The organism is Streptomyces nigra (assembly GCF_003074055.1).
Classification (GTDB): Bacteria; Actinomycetota; Actinomycetes; order Streptomycetales; family Streptomycetaceae; genus Streptomyces; species Streptomyces nigra.
Genome location: NZ_CP029043.1, coordinates 672,551 through 684,184 on the forward strand (window position 1 = coordinate 672,551; position 11,634 = coordinate 684,184).

The 11,634-nt window shown below is 73.4% G+C and carries 6 protein-coding genes; 3 read left to right on the forward strand and 3 right to left on the reverse strand.

Features of this window, described 5'->3' with window-relative positions; translation table 11 throughout:
* Window positions 1-7 precede the first annotated feature (7 nt).
* Window positions 8-1,096, reverse strand: coding sequence for an NADH-quinone oxidoreductase subunit B family protein (locus DC008_RS03155; RefSeq protein ID WP_108705607.1), 1,089 nt, complete (start codon window positions 1,094-1,096; stop codon window positions 8-10).
* A 1-nt stretch (window position 1,097) separates the two neighbouring features.
* A complete protein-coding gene (locus DC008_RS03160) occupies window positions 1,098-2,582 on the reverse strand; it encodes a hypothetical protein (protein ID WP_244221327.1) in 1,485 nt (494 codons plus the stop codon).
* Between the two features lie 225 nt (window positions 2,583-2,807).
* Between DC008_RS03160 and DC008_RS03165 the strand changes: the two genes are divergently transcribed.
* A complete protein-coding gene (locus tag DC008_RS03165) occupies window positions 2,808-3,068 on the forward strand; it encodes an EF-hand domain-containing protein (protein WP_108705608.1) in 261 nt (86 codons plus the stop codon).
* Window positions 3,069-3,126: 58 nt separating this feature from the next.
* Here DC008_RS03165 and DC008_RS03170 read toward each other — a convergent pair whose 3' ends face one another.
* Window positions 3,127-6,501: a pyruvate carboxylase gene (locus DC008_RS03170; protein ID WP_108705609.1), complete on the reverse strand. Its 3,375-nt coding sequence runs from the start codon at window positions 6,499-6,501 to the stop codon at window positions 3,127-3,129.
* A 397-nt stretch (window positions 6,502-6,898) separates the two neighbouring features.
* Here DC008_RS03170 and DC008_RS03175 point away from each other — a divergent pair, with 397 nt between their 5' ends.
* Window positions 6,899-8,974: a SpoIIE family protein phosphatase gene (locus tag DC008_RS03175; RefSeq protein WP_108705610.1), complete on the forward strand. Its 2,076-nt coding sequence runs from the start codon at window positions 6,899-6,901 to the stop codon at window positions 8,972-8,974.
* Window positions 8,975-9,160: 186 nt separating this feature from the next.
* The gene (locus DC008_RS03180) at window positions 9,161-11,611 is read left to right on the forward strand and encodes a SpoIIE family protein phosphatase (protein WP_108705611.1); all 2,451 of its coding nucleotides are present in this window, start codon (window positions 9,161-9,163) and stop codon (window positions 11,609-11,611) included.
* Window positions 11,612-11,634 lie beyond the last annotated feature (23 nt).

Sequence of the window (11,634 nt, forward strand, 5' to 3'; positions counted from 1 at the left end):
CGTGGTGTCAGGGCCGGTAGTGCGGGTCGTAGCCGCTGGTCAGCTTGCGCTTGTTGTGCCGCCACTTCGGCTCGTGGTTGACGAGTTCGTTGGTCACCCCGCGCAGGCGGCGGATGACGGCGCCGTACGGCTTGATGGCGAGCGACGACAGGGTGCCGCCGGGCGGTTCGTCCATGAACGGCATGAAGGCGTCGGGGAAGCCCGGCATCGTGCAGCCGATGCAGATGCCGCCCACGTTCGGGCAGCCGCCGATGCCGGCCATCCAGCCCCGCTTCGGCACGTTGCAGTTGACGACCGGGCCCCAACAGCCGGTCTTCACCAGGCACTTGGGCGAGTTGTAGTCCTTCGCGAAGTTCGCCTGCTCGTAGTACGAGCCGCGGTCGCAGCCCTCGTGGACGGTCCGCCCGAACAGCCACTGCGGGCGCAGCATGTGGTCCAGCGGCGGCGGGGGCGCCGACCCGGCCGCGTGGTAGAGGACCCAGATCAGGGTCTCCATGAAGTTCTCCGGCTGGATGGGGCAGCCGGGCACGTTCACCACGGGAAGGCCGCCCTGCGAGCGGTAGTCCCAGCCCAGGTAGTCGGCCAGGCCCATGGAGCCGGTCGGGTTGCCCGCCATGGCGTGGATGCCCCCGAAGGTGGCGCAGGTGCCGGCGGCGACCACCGCCCAGGCGCGCGGGGCGAGGTCGTCGATCCAGGAGTTCAGGGTCTGCGGTTCGCCGGTCTCCGGGTCGTTGCCGAACGACGTCCAGTAGCCGTCGCCCTTGATGATGTTCTGGTTGGGGATCGACCCCTCGATGACGAGGATGAACGGCGCCAGGTCGCCGCGGGCCGCGGCCCGGTAGGGGGCGAGGAAGTCCTCGCCGCCCAGGCTCGGCGAGAGCACCTTGTTGACCAGGTTCACCTTCGGCAGCCCGGGGATCAGGCCGAGCACCAGGTCCTCGATGGACGGCTGGTCGGCGGCGGTCAGGGAGACCGTGTCGCCGTCGCAGCTCATGCCCTCGGAGATCCACAGGATGGTGATCTCGTCGAAGCCCTGCCGGTCCTCGCCGCGCGCGGGTTCGCCGGCGGCCTCGGTGGTGCTGCTGTGCGTCGTCATGTCATGCCTCCGCCGCGGGGGTGTCGGACGGTGCGGGCTCCCTTGCGGGCTCCAGCGGCTCGAGTTCGTCGGGCCGGAAGTAGTGGAAGCGGCCGTACCAGGTGTGCAGTTCGGATGCGGGATCGTCGTCGAGGGTGACGGCGAGGTGGACGCTGCCGTCCACGTCGTGGAGGACGGCGGCCACCTCGGCGGTCCGCCCGGCCAGGAACATGTCCTGCGCGTCGGCGCCGCGTCTCCGGGGGCGCAGCCGCACGCGGCTGCCGCCGCCGAGGGGCACGCCGTCGACGAGCACCGTGTCGGAGGCCGGGGACAGTCCGTCGTCGCCGCCCTCCTGCCACCAGGCCGGGCGCTCGCCGGACGGGGCGGCCGGACGGGACGGAGTCAGGGAGCGGACGGCGCCGTGCAGCCGGGCGAAGACCTCCGGCGGCATGGTGTCGACCCGGTCGAGGATCGCGGCGGCCCTGGGGTCGGTGGCGCGGGCCTCGCGCTTCTCCTCGTCCGTCAGCAGCATCGTGCGCAGGGTGAGGATCTCGTCGATCTCGGCCGCGTCGTGCAGATCGCCCGGGCTCTCCGGCGCCACCTGCGGGTGGTCGGGGAGGATGATCGGTGCGGACAGCACCACGCGGGCGGTGGGCGGGTCGTCGCCGAGGGACGAGACACCCCCCAGGACACGACCCAGGACCGGGAACGTGAACTCGTTGCGGCAGGCGCGGGCCTCGTCGTGCAGGGCGGCGGGCGGGTCGATCAGCGAGACGAACTCGACGCCGTCGCCGCCGATCAGCATGTGGGTGGCGATGAACGCTCCGCGCAGGGCCTCGTCGCGCGCGGTCCGCGGGGCGGGGGCGAGCCCGGTGTGGATGGTGCGCACCTGGAGCCGTACCAGGTCGGGGGCGAGCCGCTCGGCGGCGACCGTGACACTGCCGCGCAGTTCCTCGCGGACGCGCACCACGCGCCCGGCGGCCCCGGGCAGTGGTTCGACGTCGGTGCCGCCGGGCGCCCCGACCGGCACGGTGGTCCCCTGGTGGGCCCGCTCGTCGAGGCGCAGGGTGATCTCGGCCTCGCGCGGCACCGCCTCGTCGAAGGTCAGGTGCACAGTCCCGTCGGCGGTGCGCAGCGACGGCACGTCCCGGTGCCCGCCGTCCGGGCCGGGCTCCTGGACCTGCTTGCGCTGCATCTGGAGGTATCGCAGCCGGACCCGCACCGTGGCGTCGGGCCGCCGGGGCCGAACCAGGCACTCGGTGCGCTGGTACCAGGAGTCGGCGGAGCCGGACACGGTGGGGGTGACGGGCCCGTCGGCCTCCACCCAGTCGCGGGGGAAGAGCACGCCGAACTGCCAGCGGACCCGGTTCTTCACGGACGACCGGCGGTACGGGTAGAGCAGATAGCCCTCGTAGAGCACGGCGTCGGCGACCGCGCCGACCTGCTCGAAGTCGGCGTGGGGTGAGACGTCCGCCATGGCGGTGCTCGCGGCCGGTCCGTCCGCCATGCTGCCTCCTCGGGTGCGGGTGCACGCGGATCCCTTCCACCACGGAAACACCGCGCACCGGTCCTCGCCCCTCCGGCTCACTCCTGAGGCGGCATTCGGGTGACGGAGGGAGCCATCCGCCTCGGGAGCAACCGGCGGGGCGGGGAACACGTCTTCGAAGGCGGGGAACACGTCCTCGTACGGACGAGGCACCGTCCGGCTCCCCGCGACAGGAGGACGCGCACGATGAGCGACAAGGCACGGCGGCTGTTCGAAGCCCTGGACCTCGACGACAGCGGGACGCTGACCCGCGCGGAGGTCATCGTCGCGCTGCGGTCCAAGGGCCCGTCGCTGGCGGCCTCGGGGGATCTGCCGCCCTGGGGCCTGGGGGACGAGAACGACTCGTCCGCGTTGTTCGACGCCGCCGACCTGAACGGCGACGAGGTGGTCACGCTGGAGGAGTTCGCGGCGGTGGTCGACCGCCGGTTCGGCTGGCGGGACCGGTGACGGCGGCGCCCCGCGCGGGACTCCCCGCGCGGGGCGCTCGGTCGTACGGCGGTACGGATCAGGCGATTTCGACGAGCAGGTCGCCGCCCTCCACCTGCTGGATCTTCCCGATGGCGAGCCGGGCCACCCGGCCGGACTTCGCTGCGGTGATGGACGCCTCCATCTTCATGGCCTCGATGGTGGCGACCGTGGCGCCGGCCTCCACCTCGTCGCCCTCGCTGACGGTGAGGGTGACCACGCCGGCGAACGGCGCCGCGACATGGCCGGGGTTGGACCGGTCGGCCTTCTCGGTCACCGGGACGTCCGAGGCGGCGGCCCGGTCCCGGACCTGGATGGGCCGCAGCTGGCCGTTCAGGGTCGACATCACGGTCCGCATGCCGCGCTCGTCGGCGTCGCCGATCGCCTGCAGCTCGATGAGCAGCCGCACGCCCCGCTCCAGGTCGACGGCGTACTCCTTGCCCGGACGCAGCCCGTAGAAGAAGTCCTTGCTGTCCAGGACGCCGGTGTCGCCGTAGGAGTCGCGGTGTGACTCGAACTCGCGTGTCGGGCCGGGGAACAGCAGCCGGTTCAGGGTGGCGCGCCGGTCCTTGGCGAGGCCCTCGCGGTCGTCGGCACCCAGCTCGGCGACCGGCTTGGCCTCGGCGCGGCCCTGCAGCGCCTTGGTGCGGAACGGCTCGGGCCAGCCGCCCGGCGGAGTGCCCAGCTCGCCGCGCAGGAAGCCGATGACCGAGTCGGGGATGTCGAAGCGGTCGGGCGACGCCTCGAAGTCGTCCGGGGACACACCGGCGCCCACCAGATGCAGCGCAAGGTCGCCGACCACCTTCGAGGACGGGGTGACCTTGACGAGCCGGCCGAGCATCCGGTCCGCGGCGGCGTACATCGCCTCGATCTCCTCGAAGCGGTCGCCGAGGCCGAGGGCGACGGCCTGGGTGCGCAGGTTGGAGAGCTGCCCGCCGGGGATCTCGTGGTGGTAGACCCGGCCGGTGGGCGAGGCCAGGCCCGCCTCGAAGGGGGCGTAGACCTTGCGGACGCTCTCCCAGTACGGCTCCAGGTCGCCGACGGCCTGCAGGTCGAGACCGGTGGGGCGCTCGGAGTGGTCGGTGGCGGCGACGATCGCCGACAGCGACGGCTGGGAGGTGGTGCCGGCCATGGACGCCACGGCCCCGTCGACCGCGTCCGCGCCGGCCTGGATCGCGGCCAGGTAGGTGGCGAGCTGACCGCCCGCGGTGTCGTGGGTGTGCAGGTGCACCGGCAGCTCGAACTCCCGGCGCAGGGCCGACACCAGCTTCGCCGCGGCCGGCGCCCGCAGCAGCCCGGCCATGTCCTTGACGGCGAGGACGTGCGCGCCCGCCTCCACGATCTGCTCGGCGAGCCGCAGGTAGTAGTCCAGGGTGTACAGGCGCTCCGACGGGTCGGACAGGTCGGAGGTGTAGCACAGCGCCACCTCGGCGACGGCCGTGCCGGTCTCCCGTACGGCCTCGATGGCCGGGCGCATCTGGGAGACGTCGTTGAGGGCGTCGAAGATACGGAAGATGTCGATGCCGGTGGCCGCGGCCTCCTGCACGAACGCGTCGGTCACCTCGGTGGGGTACGGGGTGTAGCCGACGGTGTTGCGGCCGCGCAGCAGCATCTGGAGGCAGATGTTGGGGACGGCCTCGCGCAGGGCCGCGAGCCGCTCCCACGGGTCCTCGGCGAGGAAGCGCAGCGCCACGTCGTACGTGGCGCCGCCCCAGCACTCCAGGGAGAGGAGCTGCGGGAGGGTGCGGGCGACCACGGGGGCGACGGCGAGCATGTCCTTGGTCCGCACCCGGGTGGCGAGCAGCGACTGGTGGGCGTCGCGGAAGGTGGTGTCGGTGATGCCGATGGTCGGCGAGGACCGCAGCCAGCCGGCGAAGCCCTCGGGGCCGAGTTCGGCCAGCTTCTGCCGGGAGCCCGGCGCCGGGTCGCCGGCCGGGAGCGGGGGCACCTTGGTCAGCGGGTCGAGCAGGTCGGGGCGTTCGCCGTGCGGCTTGTTGACGGTGACGTCGGCGAGATAGGTGAGCAGCTTGGTGCCGCGGTCGGCGGAGTGACGGGCCGTCAGCAGGTGGGGCCGCTGTTCGATGAACGACGTGGTGACCCGGCCGGCCTGGAAGTCCGGGTCGTCCAACACGGCCTGGAGGAAGGGGATGTTGGTGGCCACGCCGCGGATGCGGAACTCGGCGACGGCGCGCCGGGCGCGGCCCACCGCGGTGGGGAAGTCCCGGCCCCGGCAGGTCAGTTTGACCAGCATGGAGTCGAAGTGGGCGCTGATCTCCGTACCGGCGTGGGTGGTTCCGCCGTCGAGCCGGATGCCGGAGCCACCGGGCGAGCGGTAGGCGCTGATACGGCCGGTGTCCGGGCGGAAGCCGTTGGCCGGGTCCTCGGTGGTGATCCGGCACTGCAGGGCGGCGCCGCGCAGGGTGATGGTCTCCTGGGCGAGGCCGAGGTCGGCGAGGGTCTCCCCTGCGGCGATGCGCAGCTGCGACTGGACCAGGTCGACGTCGGTGACCTCCTCGGTCACGGTGTGCTCGACCTGGATGCGCGGGTTCATCTCGATGAAGACGTGGTTGCCGTCGCGGTCGAGCAGGAACTCCACGGTGCCCGCGTTGCGGTAGCCGATCTGCCGGGCGAAGCGGACGGCGTCGGCGCAGATGCGGTCGCGCAGCTCAGGGTCGAGGTTGGGCGCGGGGGCCAGCTCGATGACCTTCTGGTGGCGGCGCTGCAAGGAGCAGTCCCGCTCGAAGAGGTGGATGACGTCGCCCTGGCCGTCGGCGAGGATCTGCACCTCGATGTGGCGGGGCTCGACCACGGCCTTCTCCAGGAAGACGGTGGGGTCGCCGAACGCCGACGCCGCCTCGCGGGACGCCGCCTCGATGGCCTCGCGCAACTGGGCGGGCTCCTCGACCCGGCGCATACCGCGCCCGCCACCGCCCGCGACGGCCTTGACGAAGACGGGGAACCCGACCTCGTCGGCGGCGCGGACGAGTTCGTCGACGTCGGTGGAGGGCGCCGACGAGCCGAGCACCGGGACCCCGGCCTCCCGGGCCGCGGCGACCGCGCGCGCCTTGTTGCCGGTCAGCTCCAGGATGTCCGCGCTGGGGCCGACGAACGTGATGCCCGCCTCCTCGCAGGCCCGCGCCAGGTCCGGGTTCTCGGACAGGAAGCCGTACCCCGGGTAGACGGCGTCCGCTCCGGCACGGCGCGCGGCGCGGACGATCTCCTCGACGGAGAGGTAGGCGCGGACGGGGTGCCCGGGCTGCCCTATCTCGTACGCCTCGTCGGCCTTCAGCCGGTGCAGGGAGTTGCGGTCCTCGTACGGGAAGACGGCGACGGTGCGCGCGCCCAGCTCGTAGCCTGCGCGGAACGCGCGAATCGCGATCTCCCCGCGGTTGGCGACCAGCACCTTGCGGAACATTCTTGATCCCTTCGGCCGGAGACGGAGCACCCATGGTGTCGGGGCGATCGTTTCCACGCTATGTGAGCCGGGCCACTGACGTGCCGCCCGGCGCCGGCGGGCGTGCGTCGCCCGTACGCGAGCGACGGACGGGCCTGGCTCGTGGGCGTCGGGCGCCAGGCGGGATTTTGCGGACTCGGCCTAAGGGCTGTCCCGTGATTCCCGGTGGATCGGCGCGCGGCGTCGGATGCGGTGCATCGCAAGGCGGAGGGCCGTCCGCATACTGGATGTATGCGGACGACCCGACAACGCGGCGAGGTGCCGTAGCTGTCGTCGCGCGCCCGCCGGGAATCACGGGACAGCCCTTAGGCTGTTCCTGAGCCTTCTGTCGTCGCGGGAGGTGTGAGCGAGGTGCCCTATGGCCGGCGCGATTGACCACGGTGTGCCGACGCACGACGCGATCGGTGACGTCACGGACCTGCTCACGGCCTCGGCGGGTCACCCGGGCGTCTTCGAGGAGCTGCTTCCGCTCGCCCTGTGGGTCGCCGACGGCGACGGGCGCCTCGTGCAGTGGTCGCTGGCCGCGCAGGACCTGCTCGGGCACACGCCGGAGCAGATGCTGGGGCGCGACGCCAAGCTGGCGCTGGTCCCCGAGGAGAACCACCAGCTCGCGGACCGGCTGGCCGGGTCGGTGCGGACCGGCGCCGCGGTGGCGGCCCGGCTGCCCGTCCGCCATCGCGACGGCACCCTCGTCGACATGGAGATGTGGCACTGCCCGCTCCCCGACGCCCGGGGACGCACGGGGGTGCTTGCCATCGCCGCGGACACCTCCGCGGTGGAGGGGATGCGGGACGCGCTGGCGGCGCTGGAAGGGCTGTTCGAGCAGTCCCCCGTCGGGCTCGCCATGCTCGGACCCGATCTGCGGTTCCTGCGGGTCAACGAGGCGCTGGCACGGATGGACGGCGTCGCGGTGGACGACCACGTCGGCCGCCGGGTCACGGACATCGCGCCCGGCACGGCCGAACTGGAGACGGTGATGCGGCGGGTCCTGGACCGGGGCGAGGCCGTGGTCGACTACCGGTACACCTCCGCCGGCCCCGACCCGGCGCTGCGGCGCACCTGGTCGTGCTCCTACGCGCCCCTGCTCGGCGGGGCCGGCCGGCGGGTCGGGGTGATCGCCTCGCTGATCGACGTCACCCGTGAGCAGCGCGCCCACCTGGAGGCCGAGCGGGCCCGGCGGCGGCTGGCGCTGCTGGCGGAGGCGGGCGCGCAGATGGGCTCGACGCTGGATCTGCGGCAGACCGCCGAGGAGGTCGTCCGGGTCCTGGTGCCCCGGCTGGCCGACTCCGCCGACGTCCAGCTGCTGGAGGAGGCGGTCGCACCCGACGAGACCGCCGCGTCGGCGCACGGGGTGGCCCGGCGCGCGGCGGCGTCCTTCGTCGACCCGCGGGCGCCGGCCGGGCACCTCGAGGTCGGGATGACCGTGCAGGTCCCCCCGGGTTCGGAGTACGAGCGGATCATCGACGCCGGCCGGCCCATGAACCTGTACCCGGACGACATCGACCGGCTGATCCCCGGCCCCGAGTCCGAACCGCTGCGCGCGTACCTGTACGCCCGGGTCGGGTCGGCGCGGCTGGTGCCGCTGGTGGCCCGGGGGACGGTGCTGGGCGCCGTCGTGGTGACGCGGACGAGGGACCGCGAGCCGTTCGACGACCAGGACACGCTGCTGATCGACGAGCTGGTGGCGCGGGCGGCGCTGAACATCGACAACGCCCGTATGTACAGCCACGAGCGGGACGCCGCCCTCACCCTGCAGCGCAGCCTCATGGACCCCTGTCTGCCGGAGGTCGGCGGCCTCGAGCTCACCGGGCGCTATCTGCCGGCGGGCGAGCACGAGGTCGGCGGGGACTGGTTCGACGCCATCGCCCTGCCGGGCGGGCGGACCGCGCTGGTGATCGGGGACGTGATGGGGCACGGCATCCACGCGGCGGCCGTCATGGGGCAGCTGCGCACGGCCGTACGGACCCTCGCGCGCCGGGGCACCACCCCGGACCAGGTGCTGCGGTTCCTGGACGCCGTCGTGGCCGACCTCGGGGAGAACGAGATGGCCACCTGTCTGTACGCCGTGCACGACCAGGCGTCCGGGCACTGTCTGATCGCCAGCGCCGGACATCCTCCGCCGCTGGTCGCCGACCGGCGGGGCACAGTCGCCTTCCTGGACGGTGCGGCCGGTCCTCCGCTCGGCGTGGGCCGGCAGGACTGGCATGTGCGGCATCTGAATCTGGAGCCGGGCAGCCTCCTGCTGACGTACACCGACGGGCTGATCGAAAGCCGGGGCACCGACCTGGAGCAGGGCCTGCACCGGCTGGCCCGTGCGGTGCCCGACCCGGGCCTGCCGCTGGAGCGGATCTGCGACGACCTGCTCGCGGACCTGGTGCCGGGGGCCGCCGACGACGACGTGGCCTTGCTGCTGGCCCGGGCGCTGCCCGGGTGAGGCGGCACCGGGCGGCCGGTGTCCGGCCCCGTCACCCGACCGAGGGCCCCCGGCCACCGTGATCAAGCACGGGGTGCCCTCACGGCTGATACTGAGAGGGAACGCTGCAAGGCCAGGCATTCGGAACGGCAGCAGCGCCCGTGGCCGGGCCCCGTGGCCCGGCGCACGGCGCGAGATGGGTGGGCGATGCACGACACATCCCCTACGTCGCTCAGCGAGAGTCCGGAGGACCCGTTCTCGGTGCTCCGGTCCGCGTCGGCGGTGCTGGACCGGCGTGGACGGGTGGTCGCCTGGAGCGAGCAGGCGACCACGCTGCTGGGATACCGGGCGGACGAGGTGCTGGGCCGGACCGTGCACGAGTTCCTGGTCGACGCCGGGGACGAGGATGTCGTCGCCGAGGCCGCCCGCTCCTGTCTGCGCGAGCACGGCTGGTTCGGCCTGCTCCCGGTGCGGCACAGCTCGGGGCGCCGGCTGCACGTGGGCTTCCGGGCCCGGCGGGTGCAGCGGCTGGACAGCGGCGACGAGTGGCTGCTGGTCGGCTCGCTCGCCCATGAGATCACCCAGTGGGAGATCGACCGCTCGGTACTGGACGGCTTCTTCCGCCGCTCCCCCATCGGGGTGGTGGTGCTGGGCCCCGATCTGCGGGTGCTGCGGGTCAACCAGGCGATCGCCCGCTTCGGCGGACTGCCCGCCGACGCCTACCGGGGGCGGCGGGCCGGGGACTTCCTGCTGGGGCCGGTCGCGGACTGGGTGGAGGGCAAACTCCAGACGGTCCTGGCCACGGGGCGGCCACTGATCTTCGCCGAGCAGCGGTGCCGGCTGCTCGGCGATCCGCAGAAGGAGATCGTGATCTCCGTGTCGGCGTTCCGGATGGAGGACCCGTCCGGGCGGGTGCTGGGCGTCACCCAGATCGTCGAGGACGTCACCGACCGGCACCGGGCGCGCCGGCGGCTGGCCCTGCTCAACCAGGCCGGCACCAGGATCGGCAGCACTCTGGACGTGGGCCGCACCGCCCGCGAGCTCGCCGAGGCGGCCGTACCGGAGCGCGCGGACGCCCTCTCGGTCGACCTGCTGGAGCCGGTGACCCGCGGCGAGGAACCGGAACCGGACAGCTTGGGTCCGCTGCGCCGGATGGCGGCCCGCGCGGTCCGGCCCGAAGGGGTACGGCTGATGTACCCCGAGGGCCATCTGTTCTTCTTCCCGCCGGACACCGCGCCGCAGCGCTGTCTGGCCGAGCACCGGCCGGTGCTGCTGCCCGAGCTGAAGACGGGCTCGGGCTGGATCGCCGCCGAACCGGAACGGGCCCGGCAGGCGCTGGAGGCCGGCGTCCACTCGCTGATCGTGGTGCCGCTCGCCGCCCGCGGGGTCGTCCTCGGCGTGGTGTCCCTGTGGCGTTCGCAGCGCCCGGAGCCCTTCGAGGCCGACGATCTGACGCTGGCGGAGGAGTTCGCGGCGCGGGCGGCCGTCTGCATCGACAACGCCCGCCGCTACACCCAGCAGCACCAGGCCGCCGAGGCCCTCCAGCGCAGTCTGCTGCCGAGCGAGGTGCCCTGGCACCCGGCCGTGGAGACCGCGCACCGCTATCTGCCGGCGCGGGCCTCCACCGGGGTGGGCGGCGACTGGTTCGATGTGATCCCGCTGTCGGGGCTGCGCGTCGCCCTGGTGGTGGGCGACGTGGTCGGGCACGGGATGCACGCCTCCGCCACCATGGGGCGGCTTCGGGCCGCCGTGCACACGCTCGCCCACCTGGATCTGGCGCCGGACGAGGTGCTGGCCCGGCTCGACGACCTGGTGGACCATCTCGCGACCGAGCAGCGGCAGGCCGACGCCAACGCCCCCCAACTCGTGGGCGCCACCTGCCTGTACGCCATCTACGACCCGGTCTCCCGGCACTGCGCCATGGCCCGCGCCGGGCATCCCCCGCCGACGGTGCTCGACCCGGAGGGGCAGGTGCAGGACGTCGAGGTGCCCGCCGGGCCGCCCCTCGGCCTCGGCGGGCTGCCGTTCGAGAGCGCCGAGTGCGAACTGGCGGAGGGCAGCCTGATCGCCCTCTGCAGCGACGGTCTGCTGCTGGCCGGCGACCGCGACATCGACGAGGGCCTGGCCCTGCTGCGGATCACGCTGGCCGGTACGACACCGTCCCTGGAGCACACCTGCAAGGCGGTGGAGGACGCCATGCTGCCCGGCCGCCCCGACGACGACGTGACCCTGCTGCTGGGCCGTACGCGCGTCCTGCCGACGGGCCACGTGGCCACCTGGGAGCTGCCCGCCGAGCCGACCGCCGCGGGCGACGCCCGGGCCCTCGTGCGGGACCAGCTGGCCCAGTGGGGGCTCGACGAGGAGCTGGCCTTCACCACCGAACTCATCGTCAGCGAACTGGTCACCAACGCCTACCGGTACGCCGGCGGTCCCGTGCAGCTGCGGCTGATCCGGGACGGGTACCTGATCTGCGAGGTCTCCGACTCCAGCAGCACCTCGCCGCATCTGCGCCAGGCCAGCAGCACCGACGAGGGCGGACGCGGCCTGTTCCTCGTGGCGCAGCTCGCCGAGCGGTGGGGCACACGCTACGGCCGCAACCGCAAGACGATCTGGACCGAGCAGCCCCTCACCACGAACGGCGGCGCCCTGAGCCTGTGACCTTCTTTCGTCGCCCGGCGGCT